Below are 19692 nucleotides of genomic sequence, written 5' to 3'. Positions count from 1 at the left end.
CCTCTCCTGTTACAGATTTCTGTAAAGAACAAATGCCTCATAAGGTTTCAGGACCACTTTCTTTCCAAAATCCTTTCTTCCAAGATTTGTGATCAGACATTCTGCATTTTTCTGAAATTCTTCCGGAATTTCCATTTCTGCCACATGCTCACTGAAATTGCAGACTGTGAGAAGCTTCTCTCCCTCAAGGGTTCTGGTATATGCAAAAATCTGATCATGATCTCTGTAAAGTGCCTCAAAAACACCGTAAACGATCACCGGTTTTTCTTTTCTTAAACGGATCAGCTTCTGATAATAATGGAAAATAGAATTCGGATCTGAAAGCTGCTGCTTCGCATTGATCTCCTTATAATTAGAGTTTACCCTGATCCATGGCGTTCCCTCCGTAAAGCCGGCCTGATGAGAATCCTCCCACTGCATTGGTGTTCTGGCATTGTCACGTCCTCTCAGCATCAGGCACTTCATCATATATTCCGGTGTATAAATACCTGCTTCTGTATATTCATGGAAATACTGAATACTCTCGATATCACGATAATCCTTAAGCTCTGTAAAATAAGCATTGGTCATTCCAAGCTCTTCTCCCTGATAAACATAAGGAGTTCCCTGCATCATATGAAGACAGGTTGCCAGCATCTTGGCTGAAGTTTCCCTGTATGCCGGATTATCATTTCCAAATCTGGAAACACTTCTTGGCTGGTCATGATTTCCAAGAAACAGACTGTTCCATGCTTTTCCCGCAAGCTCTTCCTGCCATTTGATCATAACCTTTTTAAATTCCTGGAAATCGTATTTCTCGGTAGTCCATTTACCATGGTCTGATCCCTGATCCTCTACATGCTCAAACTGAAACACCATGTTCAGCTCATTCCTGTCCTCACCTGCATATTTCTGTGCCTCTTCGATAGTCACACCGGAGGTTTCTCCAACTGTCATCACATCGTATCGGGATAAAACCTCTCTGTTCATTTCCTGAAGAAACTCATGGATCCTCGGGCCATGGACGCAGTAAGGACCAAAATCACCGTATAATCCTCCATTCATTTCTCCATCCGGATATGACTGATCCTTGGAGATCATGCTGATCACGTCCATTCGGAAACCGTCGATTCCTTTTTCACACCAGAAATTCATCATATCGTAAACTTCCTGACGAACCTTTTCATTTTCCCAGTTCAGATCCGGCTGTTTTCTTGAAAACAGGTGAAGATAATACATCTCTGTCTGAGGATCATACTCCCATGCAGGTCCTCCGAACGCACTTCCCCAGTTATTCGGTTCTTTTCCATTCACCGGCTCTCTCCAGATATAGTAATCCCTGTAAGGATTATCTTTGGATTTCCTACTTTCAATAAACCAGTTATGTTCATCGGAAGTATGGTTTACGACCAGATCCATGAGGATCTTAATGCCCCGTTTATGCGCTTCTTCAAGAAGCTTTTCATAATCCTCCATGGTTCCATATTCTTTATAGATCCTGCGGTAATCGGAAATATCATAGCCATTGTCATCCTGCGGAGATTCCAGCATGGGTGAGATCCAGAGAACATTTACTCCCAGTTCTTTCAGATAGTCCAGTTTTTCTATGATCCCGGGAATATCACCAATTCCGTCTCCGTTGCTGTCCTTAAAACTTCTCGGGTAGATCTGATATACCACGCTTTCTTTCCACCAGTTTTTTTTCATGGTAAATTGCCTCCTTTTTCTGTTGATTCTGAAATCAGCATATCCTATCCACCCTTTAAAATCAACAGGTTTCTCGTGAAACTTAAATTACTGCCAAACTTTTCTGTTTTTTTTATGCAGTTTTAACAATAAAGCACTACTGTCCGGCGAAAGAATTCCCACCACATTCCGGAGAGGCACCAGGAAAAGTCATCACAACATAAAAAAAGAGATCCTGCTACTCTTTTACAGAATCTCTCTTTACAAGCCAGACAGGGCTTTTTACATTTTTTTCGGCAGGTTCCTTTCCCTCTGCCATAAGAAGCAGCTTCCGCAAGGCCAGAAGTGCTTTCTGATGAACATCCTGATGAATGGTGGTCAGCTTTGGCCTGACGATCTGCGCATAAAAATTATCATCAAAGCCGGTAATGGAAATCTGATCCGGAATCCGGATTCCCCTGTCTGTAAAAAAATTGATGGCCTCCACAGCTGTGTAATCCGAAGAAAATGCCAGAGCCTTTGTCTCCAGAAAATGAGGCAGCAGCTCTTCATATTTTTTCAGTCTGCGCCGGGGTTCCTGGGGAACCACCACATAGCGGGAGCGGCTGCAGAAGCCGCCATTTTTTTCCATAGCCTGTTTGAATCCAAGCCATCTGGCATAATCACTGTCCTGCTCTGTTTCCGCAACAAAAAGTGCCCGGTGGTATCCACAGGAATGCAGATATTCCCCAATCTGATATCCGCCGGAATAATCATCCACTCCTACATTCTGAAAGCTATATCCACCCTTCGGATAGGCATCGATCAATACCATTTTTTTATTCAGCTTTCTGGAAAGCTGATGATACTGTTCTTCATTATACCCTATAATGATAAGACCCTCTACATTCCAACGGGATGCCATATCTACCACATTATCGATCCGTTCACCGCCAATGAGCATAATATAATAGCCTCTGTTTTCTGCTTCGACCTGCAGCGTTCCGGTGATCTCTCCCACAAAAGAATCCTGCAGAGACTGCATACCATGAATGAAGGAAAAACCAAGAACCACTCCAATGATCCTTGAGCCGTGTCCGGATAGCATCACAGATCCCATGTGGGGAACATAATTCTGCTCCTTCAGAATCGCCGTGATCCGGTCAATGGTGCTCTGTGAAACCCGTTTTGTATTTCCATTGATCACATTGGATACGGTTGTACGACTGACACCTGCCATATCCGCGATATCCTGCAGCCTTATCATTTCATTGAATACTGCATCAGCTCATAATGAAGCTCACAGCCCTCATAGATTTCTGCCGGAAGTAATGCTCTGGCAACTACTTTCAGTTCCTCCTCCGGCTGATCCACACGCTTCAAATGTGCATAATCTCCGTCAATCTGTTCCACGATATAATCACATACTAACATTTCTTGTCCTCTCTCTTTTCTTTTTTGCTCATACTTCAATAACCTGTATGAGCGCAATTCGTTTTTCTGACTGCTTATTCACGAACGCATCTAAAAACAGGCTACAGCAAATGCTGCAGCCTGTCAACTCTTTATTCTGCCCTCAAAAAATATCTCTGTTTATTCGTCAGCACTGTCAACCTTGCTTGCGCGTGCCGCGATCTCTTTCTCCTGGATATCATTAGGAGCCTGCTCATAGCGTGCAAATTCATAGGAGAAATCTCCGCTTCCACCGGTCATGGAACGAAGGACAGTGGAATAACCATAGATTTCAAGAAGCGGAACATCTGCCTCAATGATGGTATTTCCTTCGTGGTCCGGATTCATTCCGAGAACACGACCACGTCTCTTGTTCAGATCTCCCATAACATCACCGGTATATTTATCCGGAACTGTAACCTTCATGGAGATGATCGGCTCAAGAAGTACAGGAGACGCTTCCATAAAGCCCTTCTTGAAGGCAAGGATAGTTGCCATCTTAAATGCCATCTCAGAAGAATCTACCGGATGATAAGATCCATCGTAAAGGGTTGCCTTCACACCAACAACCGGATATGCAGCCAGAGGTCCCTTGAGAACACATTCCTGAAGTCCCTTCTCAACAGCCGGGAAGTAGTTCTTCGGAACTGCACCACCTACAACTACCTGCTCAAATACATAAGGTGTCTCCAGATCGCCAGATGGCTCAAAGCGCATCTTAACGTGGCCATACTGTCCGTGTCCGCCGGACTGTTTCTTATGTTTGCCTTCTACATCTGAATTCTTACGGAGTGTTTCACGGAACGGAACCTTCGGTTTGGAAAGCTCCACATCCACTTTATAGCGCTCCTTCAGCTTGCTGACAACGATATCAAGATGCTGATCACCCATACCGTAGATCAGGCTCTGACGGTTTGCACTGTCATTGACAACCTTCAGTGTTCTGTCCTCTGTCATCATCTTGGCAAGGGACTGTGCGATCTTATCCTCGTCGCCCTTTTTCACTGCCTTAAATCTCTTATATGTATATGGTGTGGAAAGTATAGCCTTTGGATAAAGGATTGGATTCGCCTTGGTTGCAAGGCTGTCACCGGTCTGTACACTGCCAAGCTTGGCAATGGCACCGATATCCCCTGCAAAAAGCTCCGGAACTTCGATCGGTTTGGAACCTTCCATGACATAAAGCTTGTTTACACGCTCCTCTGTTCCTTTCTCTACATTAAGAAGTGTATCATCGGATTTCAGCACACCGGAGCATACCTTGATCAGAGAATATTTACCAAGGAACGGATCCGCGATGGTCTTAAATACATAGGCGGATTTTGCCTTGGCAAAGTCATAATTGGCCTCAAAGATCTCGTTGGTCTTCTGTGCGATACCGTTGCAGGAACGTCCGCTTGGGCTTGGGAAGTAACCGCAGATATCATCCAGAAGGTTAGATACACCGCGAAGGTTCACCGGTGATCCCATGCATACCGGAACAATACTTCCATCCTGTACATTGGTTGCAATAGCGGCGGAAACCTCTGCTACGGAGAAGGTATCTCCCTCAAAATAACGATCCATAAATTCTTCGCTGGTCTCTGCAACAGACTCCATCAGAGTTTCATGGTATTTCTCCAGGTATTCGGTCAGGTAATCAGGAACCGGGCATTCTTCCTTGCCGGCCTTGTCAATGTATCTTCTTCCGGCCTGTTTCACAACATTGACATATCCTACGAACTTGCCGTCCTCACGGATCGGAAAATGAAGGGGAGCGATTCTCTTGCCATACAGCTCTGTCAGCTCTTCCACAACCTCACGATAGCTGACATCATCCACATCCATATCTGTAACAAAGATCATACGCGGAAGTTTATATTTCTCGCAGAGATTCCATGCCTTCTGTGTTCCTACCTGAACACCGGCCTTACCGGAAACAACGATGATCGCTGCATCTGCGGCACTGACTGCTTCCTCTACTTCTCCCACAAAATCGAAATATCCAGGTGTATCCAGCACATTTACTTTCATCTTATCCCATGGTACCGGAATCAAAGAAGTTGTGATGGAAAAATGTCTCTTTATTTCTTCCTTGTCATAATCGCTGACAGTATTGCCATCCTCAACACGTCCGAGTCTGCTGGTCATACCTGCCAGATAAGCCATTGCCTCAGCCAGTGTTGTTTTGCCTGCGCCACCATGACCTAATAGGACTACATTTCTGATTCGGTCTGTTCTGAAAACGTCCATATGTAATACCTCCCTGTTTGTCTTACTTAATATGTTCACATTTTACTAAATTTCCATGCAAATTTCAAGTATTTTATTCAATTTTGACAACTTTTTTTCAGAAAGTTTTTCGTATTACCGTCAATTAACACAGAACAGTCGTCTATCTTTCAGAATTTCCGGTTTACATACTTTTTCACGGCATCCACAGAACGGTTCAGTACCAGCTCTTCCGAAAAATCCAGTTTGGTCAGAAGGTCTCTGGCAAGATCAAATTCCCCGATCAGAAGGTCAAAATGGGCATCACTGTCCATAACCACAGGTACCCGATATTTTTTGCAGTATTCCAGCATGATGGTATCATTCTCCACTGCATTCTCACGGTTACAGTCAGGGTCCATGGAGTGATTGTTCAGCTCCAGGACTTTACCGTATTCTCTGGCTCCCTGTACAAGCGCCTCATAGTCAACCTCGTATCTTCCGTCATCCGGATGTCCGATGATATTGACACACGGATTCTTCATAGCATTAAGATAGGCCTCCGTATTCTCCTGTCTGCTGCCTGGTCTGATGCATGGAACATGAAGACTTGCAATGACCACGTCCAGCTTCTCCAGAGTTTTCTGCTCAAGATCTACCGTTCCCGCCGCATCCAGGATATTTACCTCCGAACCCAGAAGCAGCTGGATCCCGTACATTTCACGGGGTACTACCTTTATATTCTGGAAATAAAACTTATGACAGGTTCCGGGCATTTTCGGTGCATGCTCTGTGATTCCCAGGAGTTCAAGACCTTTATCGGAAGCAGCCCTGGCCATCTCGCGAAGTGTGCAGTATGCATGTCCGCTGGCTACGGTATGTGTGTGAAGATCCATAACTGACTGATATTTCATGATAAATTCTCCTCTGTATCTTATATTGTTTTTTTCTTATTATATTATACGTCCGAAATCTCCGATTTCTCAAGCCTTTTTCTATTGTTACTGTTCACTCCGTTCTCAGCAACACGCTTCGCGATGCACAGAATTTATGCTGATCGCATAAATTCGCGCGGTATGTCTCGGGTTTTCCGTGACCTTCGCTCACAAAAAACACCTCGCGGAATATTACCAATGAACAGTAACTTTCTATTACTCTTCCCTGTTCGCAAAACATTACGGTAAACAGCTACAAAAATGGCCTTCCTGTTTCCGCTAACATTTGTTGACATTTTTCACACTTTCTTTTACAATATAGTCGTGATTTACACTATTAAAGAATAAAAGTAAAAAGTAACTTGAAAGGACTCTGAAGTACTATGAAAACCATAGGTTTTATCGGCCTTGGACTGATCGGCGGCTCCATTGCCAGAACCATACGAAAATTTCACCCGGATTATCGCCTGCTTGCCTTTGACAAAGACAGAAGTGCTCTGGCAGAGGCAGTTAATTTAAACGTGATCAACGGGATCTGTGATATTGACGATGAGCAGTTATATAACTGTGATTATCTTTTTCTCTGTGCACCTGTAGAATTTAATGTGGAATACATGGAAAAGATCAAAGATTCTCTTGGAAAGAACTGTATCCTCACAGATGTAGGCAGTGTAAAAAGCGTTATCCACGAAAAAGTAACCGAGCTCGGACTTGAAGGACGCTTCATCGGCGGTCATCCTATGGCAGGCTCCGAACGCAGCGGTTTTTCCAATTCCAGTGATCATCTTCTGGAAAATGCTTATTATATCATCACTCCGGGAGGAGAAGTTGCTTTGGAAAAGATTTCTGATTTCACAGAACTGATCTCCTCTCTTGGTGCGATCCCCCTTGTTATCACTGCAGAAGAACATGATTTCATCACGGCAGGAGTCAGCCACCTTCCTCATATCGTAGCCTCCGCTCTTGTAAATCTTGTAAATCTTCTGGATAACGACGCCCAGTATATGAAAATGATCGCAGCCGGCGGTTTCCGTGATATCACACGTATTGCCTCTTCTTCACCGGTTATGTGGGAACAGATCTGTCTGGAAAATCAGAAAAACATTTCCACGGTTCTGGATGAATTTATCCGTATGCTGATCCAGATCCGCTGTTCCATTGACAACAAAGAAGCTGACAACATCTTTGACATGTTTGCAAGCTCCAAGGATTACCGTGACTCCATTGACATTGTAGACAACAGCCTGATCCCCCGCTCCTATGTCCTTTATATCGATGTGGCAGATGAGGCCGGTGCCATTGCAACCATCGCAACCATCCTTGCAACCGAAAAGGTCAGCATCAAAAATATCGGTATTATCCACAACCGAGAATTTGAAGATGGCGTTCTGAAGATCGAATTTTATACAGACGCAGCTCTGGAGCAGGCTAAAGTGCTTCTTACAAAACGTAATTACAAGATCTGCGAACGCTGATATATAAACGGCAGCAGATATCCGATCTGCTGCCATGAATTTTAAAAATAACAATACAGGCAGGTACTAATATGGAAATCAAAAAAGCAAAAAAATTATCCGGCTCTCTTGCCATTCCCGGAGATAAATCCATTTCTCACAGAGCTGTCATGTTCGGCTCTCTTGCAGAAGGCACTACCCGGATCACAAATTTTCTGGAGGGTGCAGACTGTCTCTCCACTATTTCCTGTTTCCGGAAAATGGGTATTAACATTGAAAATACAGAAGGAGAGATCCTGGTCCACGGAAAAGGTCTCCATGGTCTCAGTGCTCCGTCAGAGACTCTTGACGTCGGTAACAGCGGTACTACCACCCGCCTCATCTCCGGGATCCTTGCAGGACAGGACTTTGTATCAGAGCTTACCGGCGATGCTTCCATCCAGAAACGCCCTATGAAACGGATCATGACTCCGCTTTTCCAAATGGGTGCCGATATCGTAAGTCTCAACGGAAACGGATGTGCACCGCTTAAGATCTCCGGAAAAAAGCTCCATGCCATCCACTACAATTCTCCGGTAGCATCTGCCCAGGTAAAATCCTGCGTACTTCTTGCCGGAATGTACTCTGACGGCATTACCCGTGTAACAGAGCCGGTCCTTTCCAGAAATCACACGGAGATCATGCTGAATTACTTTGGTGCCAATGTAACCGCAGAAGGAACAACAGCATCCATCAAACCGGACCCATCTCTTTACGGACGTGAGATCCTGGTTCCGGGAGATATCTCTTCTGCAGCTTATTTTATCGCAGCAGGTCTTCTTGTCCCCAACAGTGAGATTCTTCTGAAAAATGTGGGGATCAACCCGACCCGTGACGGCATCCTCCGTGTGTGCAGGGCCATGGGAGCAGATATCACTCTTCTTAATGAAACCACAGAGGGCGAACCTACTGCCGATCTTCTGATCCGCTCCTCTGCGCTTCACGGGACCACAATAGAAGGCGCGATCATTCCTACTCTGATCGATGAACTTCCGATGATCGCCGTTATGGCAGCTTTTGCAGAAGGAACCACTGTTATCCGGGATGCACAGGAGCTTCGTGTCAAAGAATCCGACCGCATCCAGGTTATGACGGAAAATCTTCGGAAAATGGGCGCAGATATCCAGGAAACCGAAGATGGCATGATCATTCATGGTGGAAAAGCCCTTCATGGCGCAGAGATCGATTCTCATCTGGATCACCGTGTAGCCATGTCTTTTGCAGTAGCAGGACTGCTTTGTGAGGGAACACTTTCCATCAAAAACGGAGAATGTGTCAACATCTCCTATCCGGAATTCTATTCCGATCTTTATAGTCTGGCAAAATAATTATCTTATATCCAGACAGAGAGCATTTTCATGTATCACAACATCTGTTCCATCAGATGACAGTGCATAAAATGCTCTCTTTTTTTGTATTTCGTATAATTTTTATTTATTATGGATATCATAATTCCAAAATGAAACCATTTTTTTGATAAATTTTATCGTTTTTCCCACTTTCCAAATTCCTACTATTATGGTATTATTTTTTCGGAAAATAATTATTTCCAGAGAGGAGCAACGATTATGAAAATTTTGTTTTATGACACCAAGAGCTACGATAGGGAATTTTTTGAGAAGCTGCTTCCATCTTATCCAGGTATTGAAATTAAATTCATTGAAGCAAATATCCATGAAGAAACCGCAGCTCTTGCCCACGGCTACGATGCCATCTGTGCATTTGTAAATGCAGATCTCGGCGCACCGGTCATTGAGGAGCTTCACCGCCAGGGTGTAAAACTGATTCTGATGCGCTGTGCCGGATACAATAATGTTGATCTGGAAACTACAGCAAAATGTGGGATCCAGGTGGCACGTGTTCCCGGTTATTCTCCGGAAGCAGTTGCCGAACACGCCATGGCACTGGCCCTTACCGCCAACCGGCACACCCACAAGGCATATATCAAATGCCGTGAAAATAACTTTGCACTGAACGGTCTCATGGGCGTCAACTTTTATCAGAAAACTGCCGGCATCATCGGCACCGGAAAAATCGGTCAGGCAATGGCAAAAATCTGCCGCGGCTTTGGCATGAAGGTAATTGCTTATGATCTTTTCCCTAATAAAAATCTTGACTTTCTGGAGTATGTTTCACTGGACGAACTCCTTTCCACCAGTGATCTGATCAGTCTGCACTGTCCGATGACTCCGGAAACAGAGCATCTGATCAACTCCGAAACGATTGCAAAAATGAAAGATGGTGTGATCCTTGTAAATACCTCCAGAGGTGGACTGATCAAAACCGATGACCTGATCGCAGGTATCCGTGATCACAAATTCTTCGCCGTTGGTCTGGATGTTTACGAAGAAGAATCTGCATATGTATATGAAGACATGTCAAGCAGCATTCTTCCTACTTCCACGATCCAGCGTCTTCTGTCCTTCCCAAATGTGACCATGACCTCACATCAGGGATTCTTTACGGTAGAAGCACTGACCAATATTGCGGAGACAACCCTGGAAAACGCAAAAACTTTTATGGATGGAGCTGAAATGAAAAATCTGGTCCACTGATCAGTCTCAACCCTGACATGCAAAATCCCCCGGATACTGATCGTTTATCTGTATCCGGGGGATTATTTTGTTCTTTTGATTTTAATAGATCTCGTCAAAAGACTGTCCGTCATCGTCTGTGTAATAAATGCGCTTTGCATCCTGAGTGAAGATCAGCTTCTGTTTCCCTGCATCATCAAGGCTGCACTGCTGATAGGTGACGCCATCCTCTACCGGAAGCATACTGTCTGCATTATCATAGTCTGCAGCAGTCAGATTGGAGGGTACATGGCCATACTCATAAATGTACTGGGCCACTTCATCTTTATCTGTATAGGTGCCATTTTCATCCAGTTTCTTTTCGCTCTGCGAGTCTGCTGCATCCGATGAATCGGACCCATCTGTATCTCCTGCTCCTGCAGCATTTTCAGAATCCTGCAGCTGCTCCAGGTCGCTTTCATCAGCTACTGCCATCTCATCGTCACCATTCTGGTCCATGGCCTCCACTTCATCCTCACTCAGAGGTTCCAGGTCATCCTGAAAAGCAGATTCGTCGTATTTTTCCTTATCTTTGCATCCTCCCAGCATCATCGCTGCCACCCCGGCAAGCACCAGGATAAAATATCTGAACTTTTTCATGGATCAATCTCCTTTCATGGAATATCGTTCTCGTAAAAGTGCAATTTCTCTTTTCCATCCTTCATCATCATTTGGTGTCTCCAGAATAAAGGGAATTCCCTCAAGAGCCGGATGGCACACCACATTCACAAGTGCATCCAGGCCGATCTGACCTTCGCCGATCTTTGCATGACGATCCTTATGACTGCCCAGTCCGTTTATACTGTCGTTAAGATGAACAGCCTTCAATCTGGAAAGGCCGATCACCCGGTCAAACTCATCAAGAACACCATCCAGATCATGGACAATATCATAACCGCCATCCCATACATGACAGGTATCCAGGCAGACACCCAGTTTATTATTTTTTTCCACCCTGTCAATGATATCACGAAGCTCCTGAAACGTTGCTCCTACTTCTGAACCCTTGCCGGACATAGTTTCCAGAAGGACGGTCGTACTCTGTTCTTCTGTAAGGACATCATTGAGGATTTCCGCAATTTTGGTAATTCCCGTCTCAGTTCCCTGCCCTACATGACTGCCCGGGTGAAAATTATAATAATTTCCCGGTGTATATTCCATACGTTTCAGATCATCTGCCATGATCTCTCTTGCAAAATCTCTCAGATTTTCTTTTGCGGCACAGGCATTCATGGTATACGGTGCATGTGCCACCAGCTTTCCAAAATGATTTTCCCTGGAAAGCTCCAGAAATCTTTCCACATCTGCAGGATCGATCTCTTTTGCCTTGCCTCCTCTGGGATTGCGGGTAAAAAAAGCGAACGTGTTTCCACCGTTTTTCAGCATCTGACGCCCCATGGCAGCATAGCCTTTGGACGAACTTGTATGATTTCCGATATATAATATCATACCAGCACCATCTCCCTGTAGTTTATATTTCTGCCTTTTGGCCTAATTATTATATCAAAAACTTCTTTTTCTGAAAAGTCCGCGATTCTTTCTTTACAATACTTACCATTCTTTCTATAATAAAGATATCTTTACATACGAAGGAGAAAAAGAATGGCAAACGACAATCAAAGGCGGCCGCCTCATGGCCATGATCCAGAGCAGGCACGCAGAGAAGCCGCCAGAGCACGGGAAGCACGGCGGAAGCATTCTGGTTCTGCATCCCGTAATTCCCGTTCACATTCCACTGGGACTCGCAGGAATGACATCAGCAAAAAATCCAGATATTACCAGGTACGCCGTCAGAAAATGTTTCTTGTAGCTGGCGGGATCCTGATCATACTTGTTCTTGTGATCATTTTTTCCGCACGTGCATGCATTTCTTCCCGGAAAGCTGCAGAAGCCGCCGCTTTGCAGAAGGCACAGGAAGAGGAAGCCGCAAAAAAGGCAAAAGAAGAAGCTGCTGCTGTGAAAGATCCCGTTTCACTGACGCTCAGCGTAGTCGGGGACTGCACGTTGGGTACCGATGAGACCTTTGATTATGACACAAGTCTGAACGCATACTACGATAACAACGGCAAAGATTATTTCTTTAAAAATGTAAAAAGCATCTTTGAGGCAGATGACCTGACAATTGCCAATTTTGAAGGAACCCTCACCGATTCCGATGCCAGAGAAGATAAAACCTTTGCATTTAAAGCACCCGCCGAATATGCTCAGATACTCACCAGCGGTTCCGTTGAAGCCGTAAACACTGCAAACAATCACAGCCATGATTACGGAGAGCAGAGCTACACGGATACTCTGACTGCTCTGGATAATGCAGGCATTACACACTTCGGTTATGATGATACTGCGGTTATGGACATCAAGGGAATCAAAGTTGGTCTTGTCGGAATTTACGAGCTGAAGGATCATCTTGGACGCGAACAGCAGCTGAAAGATAATATCGCAAAGGTCAAAGCAGATGGAGCAGAGCTTATAGTTGTGATCTTCCACTGGGGCAATGAGACCGAAACCGTTCCCGATACCAATCAGATGACCCTTGGCCGTCTTGCTATCGATGAAGGTGCAGATCTGGTATGCGGCCATCATCCGCATGTACTCCAGGGAATCGAAACCTATAAAGGAAAAAACATCGTCTACAGTCTTGGCAATTTCTGTTTTGGAGGAAACAGTTCTCCAAGTGATATGGACACCATGATCTTCCAGCAGACCTTCACTGTCACCTCAGAAGGCGTACAGGCTGATAACGTGACCAATATCATTCCCTGTTCTATTTCTTCCGCAGATGGCTACAACAATTATCAGCCAACTCCTGCATCCGGAGATGAGGCATCCAGGATCAAATCCAAGATAGAGGAATGCAGTGCTGCGATTCCTGCCGCGGATTCTTCATCCGCTACATCGGAAGGCTCTGACAGTGAAGAATAAATAGCATAACAAAAAATAATATCCCAACAGATCCTGTTCTGCATGTTTCCATGCTACGATCCGTTGGGATATTATTTATATAAAAAGTAATTTTAAATCTTATTCGATCATCATGGCATCTCCGAAACTGAAGAAACGATATCTTTCCTTCACAGCTTCCTCATAAGCAGCCATAATATGTTCTTTTCCGGCAAGGGCTGAAACTAACATCAGAAGCGTGGACTCCGGCAGATGGAAATTGGTGATCAGTCCATCGATAGCTTTGAATTTATATCCAGGATAGATAAAGATCTCTGTCCATCCGCTTCCGGCCTTCACGATTCCATCCTCTCCGGCTGCGGACTCCAGGGTACGGCAGCTGGTAGTTCCTACAGAGATCACTCTTCCGCCGTTTTTCTTTGTATCATTGATCAGTTTTGCCTGATCTTCTTCCACAATATAAAACTCCGAGTGCATGTGGTGCTTTTCTACATCATCTACCTTTACCGGGCGGAAGGTTCCGAGACCTACATGTAAAGTTACATGTGCAATATTCACACCCTTCTCCTTTACTTTCTCAAGAAGCTCCGGCGTGAAGTGAAGTCCTGCGGTAGGTGCGGCAGCAGATCCCTCATTCTTTGCATATACAGTCTGATAACGGTTCTTATCCTTCAGCTTGTGGGTAATATACGGCGGCAGCGGCATTTCTCCCAGCTGATCCAGGATCTCTTCGAAAATCCCCTCATAATGGAACTGGATCAGACGGTTTCCCTCATCTACAATATCAATGATCTCACCCTTCAGGATACCGTCACCAAAAGTGATCTTTGCACCGGGACGTGCTTTTTTTCCCGGCTTTACAAGACACTCCCAGATATCATTTTCGCGGCGTTTCAGAAGCAGGATCTCGATCAGCGCTCCTGTTTCTTCCTTGTGACCATAAAGACGTGCCGGGATAACCTTGGTATCATTGATCACAAGACAGTCTCCCTTATGCAGGTAATCCAGTATATCGGTAAAATGACGATGTTCGATACTTCCATCTTTCAGGGACAGATGCATCAGTCTGGAAGAACTTCTGTCCTCCAGCGGATCCTGAGCGATCAGTTCCTGCGGTAGATCATAATAAAAATCTGATGTTTTCATAATTATTTTTCCACTTCCTCTTTCCACTGTTTGCGAAGCCTGCGGACCTCGTTCCACTCTTTGTTGGTCAGATCAGCTTTTGGTAAAAGATCCGGCCTCCATTTGGCTGTACGGATGATAGACTGCTCTCTTCTCCATTTATCCACATTGGCATGGTGTCCGGAAAGCAGCACCTCCGGAACCTTTTTGCCATGCCATTCCTCCGGGCGGCTGTACTGGGGATACTCCAGAAGATTCCCGGAAAAGGATTCCGTCTCACCGGATTCCTGATTATTCAGAACACCTGGTACCATTCTGGAAATAGAATCCATCATGACCATAGCCGGAAGTTCTCCACCGGTAAGTACATAATCACCAATGGAAACATAGTCTGTTACGATTTCTTCCAGAACACGCTCATCAATTCCCTCATAATGACCACAGAGGAAAACCAGGTCTTCTTCCAGGGCAAACTCTTTTGCCATATCCTGATTGAAGGTTTTTCCCTGAGGAGTCAGAAAGATCACGCGGGGTTTCCTTCCAATACGTTCTGCAATGGATTCATAAGACAGATATACCGGCTCCGCCTGCATCAGCATTCCGGCTCCGCCGCCATAAGGATAATCATCTACCTTCTGGTGCTTATTGAATGCAAAATCCCGTATATTGATCGCTTCCAGTGATAACAGTCCCTTTGTAATGGCACGGCCTGTAATACTTGTGTTCATTCCGTTCTCGATCATTTCCGGAAATAATGTAAGTACATGATAATTCATTTAAACAAGCCCTTTCATCAAATGTACAGTCATGGTATTTTTTTCCACATCCACATCAAGAACACAGTCATGGATCGCAGGAAGCAGGATTTCCTCGCCATCCACACGATCTACAATATAAACATCATTGGCGCCGGTCTCCATCACATCACGGAGCACTCCGAATTTCTCCCCATTCTCCAGAAGTACCTCCATTCCGATGAGATCCGCCACATAATATTCGTCCTCGCCAAGCTCCTGTGCCTCTTCACGTGGGATCCAAAGCTCACGGCCCTTATACATTTCAATATCATTGATGTTGTCAATGCCTTCAAACTTCAGGATCGCAAGATTTTTAAAAAACTTTACATTCTGAATATTCAGTCTGCGAAGCTCTTTTCCTGTGTCCAGAAGCACATATTCAATATCAAGAAAACGCTCTGCGTCATCCGTTGTCGGAAAAACTTTTACTTCACCACGGACGCCATGGGTCGTTGTAATAACTCCTACCTTTAATAAATCTTCCATTTTTGCTCCCTTTCAGAGTAAAAACAGGAGCCATGGAATCCACAGCTCCTGTCTCTTTTTCATTGCAGAATATCTACAATCACTTTTTTGCTGCTTTTTGAAGAAGCCGCTTTCACAACAGTACGGATTGCCTTGGCAATTCTGCCCTGTCTTCCGATAACCTTACCCATATCGGCCGGTCCGACCTTCAGTTCAACAACAATCGCGTCGTCTTTTTCAGTCTCAGTAACGACTACTTCATCCGGATTTTCAACAAGAGATTTTGCAATTACTTCTACAAGTTGTTTCATTACATACCTCCTTGCTCCTGCCTCATTGAGGCCACAGATCCAAATCTGTCAGGTATTATTTCTCGATTCCGGCAAGTTTAAGAAGCTTAGCAACTACCTCTGTAGGCTGAGCACCAGCTGCAAGCCATTTTTTTGCTGCCTCTTCATCAATTTTGTATACGCTTGGGTCAAGGTTCGGATCATATGTTCCGATCTCTGCGATGCATCTTCCGTCACGTTTGCAGCGAGAATCTGCTACTACGATTCTATAGAAAGGTGCTTTCTTCTGTCCCATTCTTCTTAATCTGATCTTAACTGCCATTTTTGTTTTCCTCCAATTATCTTTCTGAAAATTTATTGTTATTTATTAAAAGGGAAGCTTAAAGCCGCCTCTTTTTCCCATGTTCATCTTGCCGCCTGTTAATCCCGGCATCTGTTTCATCATCTTCTTGCTCTGCTCAAACTGCTTCACAAGACGATTTACTTCTGTAATATCCACTCCGGCGCCTCTGGCGATACGGTTCTTGCGTGAGATGTTCAAAATGTTGGGGTTACTTCTCTCCTGAGGTGTCATGGAAAGAATGATGGACTTGGTACGGTCCATAGCCTTCTCATCGATCATACCCTCGATATCCTTCATCTTACCGCCCATTCCGGGAAGCATGTTCAGGATACTGGAAATACCACCCATCTTGTTCATCTGCTCCATGCTGGTAAGATAATCATTGAAGTCGAAGTCCATTTTCTTCAGCTTTTTTTGCATCTCCTGAGCCTGTTCCTGATCCACAGATGCTTCCACCTTCTCGATCAGACTCATTACATCGCCCATTCCAAGGATCCTGGAAGCCATACGTTCCGGATAAAACTGTTCCAGATCTGAAAGCTTCTCTCCCATACCAACATAGAAGATCGGTTTGCCGGTCACGGCTTTAATGGAAAGCGCAGCGCCGCCTCGTGTATCACCGTCCATCTTAGTCAGGATCACACCATCAATGCCGACTTTATCAGAAAAGTTCTGCGCCACATTTACTGCATCCTGTCCTGTCATGGCATCAACTACAAGCACTGTAGCATCTACATTCACATTCGCTTTGATATCCTCAAGCTCCTGCATCATATCCTCATCAATGTGAAGACGTCCTGCTGTATCGATGAGCACAACATTCTGCTGATTGGATTTCGCATGCTCGATAGCTGCTTTTGCAATATCCACGGGATTCTGCTTATCTCCCATGGAAAAGACCTCGACGCCCTGTTTCTCACCGTTTACCTGCAGCTGTGTGATCGCTGCCGGACGGTAAACATCACAGGCCACAAGCAGTGGTCTCTTTCCCTTGGATTTCAGTTTGCCTGCCAGCTTGGCAACCGTCGTTGTCTTACCTGCACCCTGAAGACCGACCATCATAAGAACGGTAAGATCCATTCCCGGTTTGATCGGAAGCTCTGTTGTCTCACTTCCCATCAGGTTGACCAGCTCATCATTTACGATCTTGATCACCATCTGTCCCGGATTCAGACCATTCATAACATCCTGTCCGATAGCCTTTTCCTGAACGGATTTCGTAAACTGCTTAACGACCTTAAAGTTAACATCCGCTTCCAGAAGCGCCATCTTAACTTCCTTCAGTGCTACCTTGACATCAGCCTCTGTGAGACGGCCCTTGCCCTTCAGCTTCTTAAATACATTCTGCAGTTTATCTGTTAAACTCTCAAATGCCATTGATCATAACTCCTCTAATATCACATTGGAAATCGCCGCAATATCTTCGGCGTGGTACTTGTCAGCCAGTTCATGGATCTTTATGACCTGACTGCGGATGTTCAGGAATTTCTCGACCAGATGAAGCTTCTCTTCATATTCTTCCAACGTCCGATTGCACCGTCTGATCATATCATGCACACCCTGTCTGCTGATGCCAAGTTCCTCAGCAACCTCACTTAAGGAATAATCCTCAAATACCACACTGGTGTACACCTGCCGCTGCCTCTCTGTCAGAAGCTCTCCATAAAAATCAAATAAAAATGTCTGCTCTACAAATTTCTCCATCTGTAATCACCTTGGCTATCATACACGATTCCATCATACCTGTCAAGGGTTTTTGCTTTACAAATTTATTTTTTCCGCACTTGTTTTGCCACACCCCAATATAAAAGGCTTGTTTCTGCACTTGTTTTTTCCTTATGATTCTATTATACTGTAAATCAAAAGAATCAAAATTCCACATAATATGGCTATTATTCCTGTTTTTTCCTACAAAATATAGGAAGGAGAATTTTCCTTGAAACTCAGTGCAAAACTCATCTGCTATCATTTACAGAAATCTTTTCCCCTGCATACATCCAGGCTGGATACATTCCCCACCCTTTCCTGCCCTTCCCGCTTTGAAAAGAACACCTCTCTTCAAGATGGGCGTGTTTACCTTATCACAGATCCGGATTTTCAGCTCACTTTTCATCATCCCAAAAATATTCTGTTCCTGATGATTGGAAAAATCTATCAGAACTACGAATTAACTCAGCCAAACATGTGTATCATCCCTGAAGATATTCCGGTCAATATTGTCTTTAACAGGATTCAGGATATTTTTATCCTCTATGATCAGTGGAATCAGTCCCTGATGGATTCCCGTCTCCGGAACGCATCTATCCAGGAGCTTCTGGATCTTACAGCTTCCATTATTCCCAATCCAATGATGCTGATCGGTATGGATTTTACTATCATTGCCTCCAGAGACTGGAATCTAAGTGATCTTTCCAATTCTGTTTTGGGTTCCACTGAAAATTCCTGGGCTATTGTGGACAGCCTGAAGCAGGATTCTCATTACGAAGAGGCTTTTTATAAAACCGGATATTTTTATTATCCGGGAAATGGCCTTACTGCTCCTTCTCTTTGCGTAAATATCTCCAATAATGATAAAGCAGTATACAGGCTGATGTTTTCCGAAGGTGAGGTTCCCCTGGATGATACGTTTGGTTTTGTTCTGGAGTACCTTTCCCAGATGGTATCCCATGCACTTTCCACAGGAATCATGCACAGCCGGGATAAAGCTTTTCCTCTGCATCAGATTTTTATGTCCATTCTGACTGATCCCGGAGCTGATTATGTAAAAGTCAGTCAGCAGCTGACAAATGTAGGGTGGCTTTCTTCCCATATATATCAATGTATTTTGATCCAGACCGGGCTGATCGACCAGAAAAATCTGACCCTTAATGCCATCTGTAACTATCTGGAAAATACAATTCCTGCCACCTGTGCCACGGAACATAAAGGCAATGCTGTGCTTTTTATCAATCTGGATCTCTGCACTCTGACTATCCATGAGATTTCCGATAAGATCGAGGGCTTTATCAAAAGCAGCATGTTAAGCGCCGGATACAGCCGGAAGATGCTTGGACATTTCAATTTCCACCGGCAATACACGCAGGCTTCTGTTACCCTGCAGGTTGGAAAACGCAAAAATCCCGCAGAAAGTATCCATTATTTTGACTCCATCGCTCTGCCCTATATTCTGGAACAGGCAACCAAAAAGCTTCCTGCTTACATGGTCTGTCACGAAAAGCTTCTGTCAATGAAATATAAGGATGAGGCAAAGCAATCTCATCTCTATGAAACACTACGTTGTTTTCTGGAGCACAACCAGAACATTTCTCATACTGCCAGCGCTTTATTTATCCACAGAAGTACTCTTCTTTATCGTCTGGATAAGATCAAAGCTTTTCTGGACTCAGATCTTACAGACAGAAACGAGATCCTGTATCTGTTGCTTTCTTTTCATCTGATGGATATGGAAGAAGAAAACCGGAATGCAAGATCATAAAAAACAGGA

At 44.5% G+C, this 19692-nt stretch carries 20 protein-coding genes; 5 read left to right on the top strand and 15 right to left on the bottom strand.

Annotation, left to right across the window (positions count from 1 at the left end):
- Positions 1–9: 9 nt before the first annotated feature.
- The 5 genes from GPK58_RS05940 to GPK58_RS05920 all read right to left on the bottom strand — a co-directional run bounded on the left by GPK58_RS05940 (position 10) and on the right by GPK58_RS05920 (position 6200).
- Positions 10–1686 carry a glycoside hydrolase family 13 protein gene (locus GPK58_RS05940; RefSeq protein ID WP_114001585.1) on the bottom strand — a complete coding sequence of 559 codons (1677 nt, stop codon included), beginning with the start codon at positions 1684–1686 and terminating at the stop codon, positions 10–12.
- 217 nt (positions 1687–1903) lie between these two features.
- Complete coding sequence (locus GPK58_RS05935) at positions 1904–2911, bottom strand: LacI family DNA-binding transcriptional regulator (RefSeq protein WP_114001584.1); 1008 nt, start codon at positions 2909–2911, stop codon at positions 1904–1906.
- Positions 2908–3078 (bottom strand): hypothetical protein, encoded by a 171-nt coding sequence (locus GPK58_RS05930; RefSeq protein ID WP_015525206.1) that lies wholly within the window; start codon positions 3076–3078, stop codon positions 2908–2910. The genes GPK58_RS05935 and GPK58_RS05930 overlap by 4 nt, the downstream gene beginning before the upstream one ends.
- Before the next feature lie 159 nt (positions 3079–3237).
- Complete coding sequence (locus GPK58_RS05925) at positions 3238–5328, bottom strand: elongation factor G (RefSeq protein ID WP_022426499.1); 2091 nt, start codon at positions 5326–5328, stop codon at positions 3238–3240.
- A gap of 149 nt (positions 5329–5477) precedes the next feature.
- Positions 5478–6200: a phosphatase gene (locus tag GPK58_RS05920; RefSeq protein ID WP_215638349.1), complete on the bottom strand. Its 723-nt coding sequence runs from the start codon at positions 6198–6200 to the stop codon at positions 5478–5480.
- A gap of 404 nt (positions 6201–6604) precedes the next feature.
- Between GPK58_RS05920 and GPK58_RS05915 the strand changes: the two genes are divergently transcribed.
- The 3 genes from GPK58_RS05915 (at position 6605) to GPK58_RS05905 (ending at position 10269) form a co-directional block, all read left to right on the top strand.
- A complete protein-coding gene (locus GPK58_RS05915; protein WP_173722148.1) occupies positions 6605–7696 on the top strand; it encodes a prephenate dehydrogenase in 1092 nt (363 codons plus the stop codon).
- Positions 7697–7767: 71 nt separating this feature from the next.
- Entirely contained in the window at positions 7768–9042 is a 1275-nt protein-coding gene (gene aroA / locus GPK58_RS05910; RefSeq protein WP_215638348.1) for a 3-phosphoshikimate 1-carboxyvinyltransferase, read from the top strand.
- Positions 9043–9282: 240 nt separating this feature from the next.
- On the top strand, positions 9283–10269 hold the full coding sequence (locus GPK58_RS05905) for a 2-hydroxyacid dehydrogenase (protein ID WP_015525211.1): 987 nt from the start codon (positions 9283–9285) through the stop codon (positions 10267–10269).
- Positions 10270–10350: 81 nt separating this feature from the next.
- On the opposite strand, the gene GPK58_RS05900 is transcribed toward GPK58_RS05905, so the two are convergent.
- Positions 10351–10887 (bottom strand): ribonuclease domain-containing protein, encoded by a 537-nt coding sequence (locus tag GPK58_RS05900; protein ID WP_215638347.1) that lies wholly within the window; start codon positions 10885–10887, stop codon positions 10351–10353.
- A 3-nt stretch (positions 10888–10890) separates the two neighbouring features.
- Entirely contained in the window at positions 10891–11736 is an 846-nt protein-coding gene (locus GPK58_RS05895) for a deoxyribonuclease IV (RefSeq protein ID WP_092069943.1), read from the bottom strand.
- A gap of 153 nt (positions 11737–11889) precedes the next feature.
- On the opposite strand from GPK58_RS05895, the gene GPK58_RS05890 reads away from it, so the two are divergent.
- Positions 11890–13209 (top strand): CapA family protein, encoded by a 1320-nt coding sequence (locus GPK58_RS05890; protein WP_215638346.1) that lies wholly within the window; start codon positions 11890–11892, stop codon positions 13207–13209.
- 99 nt (positions 13210–13308) lie between these two features.
- Here GPK58_RS05890 and queA read toward each other — a convergent pair whose 3' ends face one another.
- From queA to GPK58_RS05850, 8 genes are read right to left on the bottom strand one after another with little or no spacing between them, the layout of a single operon-like run.
- Positions 13309–14334 (bottom strand): tRNA preQ1(34) S-adenosylmethionine ribosyltransferase-isomerase QueA, encoded by a 1026-nt coding sequence (gene queA / locus GPK58_RS05885; protein ID WP_015525215.1) that lies wholly within the window; start codon positions 14332–14334, stop codon positions 13309–13311.
- Positions 14335–14336: 2 nt separating this feature from the next.
- Positions 14337–15089, bottom strand: a complete 753-nt coding sequence (gene trmD, locus GPK58_RS05880; RefSeq protein ID WP_015525216.1) for a tRNA (guanosine(37)-N1)-methyltransferase TrmD — start codon at positions 15087–15089, stop codon at positions 14337–14339.
- Positions 15090–15596, bottom strand: coding sequence for a ribosome maturation factor RimM (gene rimM / locus GPK58_RS05875; protein WP_059085894.1), 507 nt, complete (start codon positions 15594–15596; stop codon positions 15090–15092).
- Between the two features lie 59 nt (positions 15597–15655).
- Entirely contained in the window at positions 15656–15886 is a 231-nt protein-coding gene (locus tag GPK58_RS05870; protein WP_015525219.1) for a KH domain-containing protein, read from the bottom strand.
- A gap of 55 nt (positions 15887–15941) precedes the next feature.
- Positions 15942–16187 (bottom strand): 30S ribosomal protein S16, encoded by a 246-nt coding sequence (gene rpsP / locus GPK58_RS05865; protein ID WP_015525220.1) that lies wholly within the window; start codon positions 16185–16187, stop codon positions 15942–15944.
- Positions 16188–16232: 45 nt separating this feature from the next.
- Positions 16233–17585 carry a signal recognition particle protein gene (gene ffh, locus GPK58_RS05860; RefSeq protein WP_015525221.1) on the bottom strand — a complete coding sequence of 451 codons (1353 nt, stop codon included), beginning with the start codon at positions 17583–17585 and terminating at the stop codon, positions 16233–16235.
- Between the two features lie 3 nt (positions 17586–17588).
- Positions 17589–17912: a YlxM family DNA-binding protein gene (ylxM, locus tag GPK58_RS05855; protein WP_015525222.1), complete on the bottom strand. Its 324-nt coding sequence runs from the start codon at positions 17910–17912 to the stop codon at positions 17589–17591.
- Positions 17878–18177: a hypothetical protein gene (locus GPK58_RS05850; protein WP_215638345.1), complete on the bottom strand. Its 300-nt coding sequence runs from the start codon at positions 18175–18177 to the stop codon at positions 17878–17880. Before GPK58_RS05850 ends, ylxM begins: the two co-directional genes overlap by 35 nt.
- Before the next feature lie 168 nt (positions 18178–18345).
- Between GPK58_RS05850 and GPK58_RS05845 the strand changes: the two genes are divergently transcribed.
- A complete protein-coding gene (locus tag GPK58_RS05845) occupies positions 18346–19683 on the top strand; it encodes a PucR family transcriptional regulator (RefSeq protein ID WP_215638344.1) in 1338 nt (445 codons plus the stop codon).
- The last annotated feature ends 9 nt before the right edge of the window (positions 19684–19692 follow it).

Origin of the sequence: Blautia sp. MCC270, from assembly GCF_018785605.1 — a bacterium.
In the GTDB taxonomy this organism is placed as follows: Bacteria; Bacillota; Clostridia; order Lachnospirales; family Lachnospiraceae; genus Blautia_A; species Blautia_A fusiformis.
The sequence above is the reverse complement of the archived record's forward strand: the minus strand, read 5'-3'. Positions and strand labels throughout refer to the sequence as shown.

What these genes read in the sequence shown, in the direction of transcription:
- GPK58_RS05845 (WP_215638344.1), top strand. Translation starts at nt 18,346, where the DNA reads ATGATTGGAAAAATCTATCAGAACTACGAATTAACTCAGCCAAACATG.
- GPK58_RS05915 (WP_173722148.1), top strand. Translation starts at nt 6,605, where the DNA reads ATGAAAACCATAGGTTTTATCGGCCTTGGACTGATCGGCGGCTCCATT.
- queA (WP_015525215.1), bottom strand. Translation starts at nt 14,334, where the DNA reads ATGAAAACATCAGATTTTTATTATGATCTACCGCAGGAACTGATCGCT.
- trmD (WP_015525216.1), bottom strand. Translation starts at nt 15,089, where the DNA reads ATGAATTATCATGTACTTACATTATTTCCGGAAATGATCGAGAACGGA.
- GPK58_RS05890 (WP_215638346.1), top strand. Translation starts at nt 11,890, where the DNA reads ATGGCAAACGACAATCAAAGGCGGCCGCCTCATGGCCATGATCCAGAG.
- GPK58_RS05900 (WP_215638347.1), bottom strand. Translation starts at nt 10,887, where the DNA reads ATGAAAAAGTTCAGATATTTTATCCTGGTGCTTGCCGGGGTGGCAGCG.
- GPK58_RS05870 (WP_015525219.1), bottom strand. Translation starts at nt 15,886, where the DNA reads ATGAAACAACTTGTAGAAGTAATTGCAAAATCTCTTGTTGAAAATCCG.
- rpsP (WP_015525220.1), bottom strand. Translation starts at nt 16,187, where the DNA reads ATGGCAGTTAAGATCAGATTAAGAAGAATGGGACAGAAGAAAGCACCT.
- GPK58_RS05850 (WP_215638345.1), bottom strand. Translation starts at nt 18,177, where the DNA reads ATGATAGCAGATGAGTTTTGCACTGAGTTTCAAGGAAAATTCTCCTTC.
- GPK58_RS05920 (WP_215638349.1), bottom strand. Translation starts at nt 6,200, where the DNA reads ATGAAATATCAGTCAGTTATGGATCTTCACACACATACCGTAGCCAGC.
- GPK58_RS05905 (WP_015525211.1), top strand. Translation starts at nt 9,283, where the DNA reads ATGAAAATTTTGTTTTATGACACCAAGAGCTACGATAGGGAATTTTTT.
- ylxM (WP_015525222.1), bottom strand. Translation starts at nt 17,912, where the DNA reads ATGGAGAAATTTGTAGAGCAGACATTTTTATTTGATTTTTATGGAGAG.
- GPK58_RS05935 (WP_114001584.1), bottom strand. Translation starts at nt 2,911, where the DNA reads ATGATAAGGCTGCAGGATATCGCGGATATGGCAGGTGTCAGTCGTACA.
- GPK58_RS05930 (WP_015525206.1), bottom strand. Translation starts at nt 3,078, where the DNA reads ATGTTAGTATGTGATTATATCGTGGAACAGATTGACGGAGATTATGCA.
- GPK58_RS05940 (WP_114001585.1), bottom strand. Translation starts at nt 1,686, where the DNA reads ATGAAAAAAAACTGGTGGAAAGAAAGCGTGGTATATCAGATCTACCCG.
- GPK58_RS05895 (WP_092069943.1), bottom strand. Translation starts at nt 11,736, where the DNA reads ATGATATTATATATCGGAAATCATACAAGTTCGTCCAAAGGCTATGCT.
- rimM (WP_059085894.1), bottom strand. Translation starts at nt 15,596, where the DNA reads ATGGAAGATTTATTAAAGGTAGGAGTTATTACAACGACCCATGGCGTC.
- ffh (WP_015525221.1), bottom strand. Translation starts at nt 17,585, where the DNA reads ATGGCATTTGAGAGTTTAACAGATAAACTGCAGAATGTATTTAAGAAG.
- aroA (WP_215638348.1), top strand. Translation starts at nt 7,768, where the DNA reads ATGGAAATCAAAAAAGCAAAAAAATTATCCGGCTCTCTTGCCATTCCC.
- GPK58_RS05925 (WP_022426499.1), bottom strand. Translation starts at nt 5,328, where the DNA reads ATGGACGTTTTCAGAACAGACCGAATCAGAAATGTAGTCCTATTAGGT.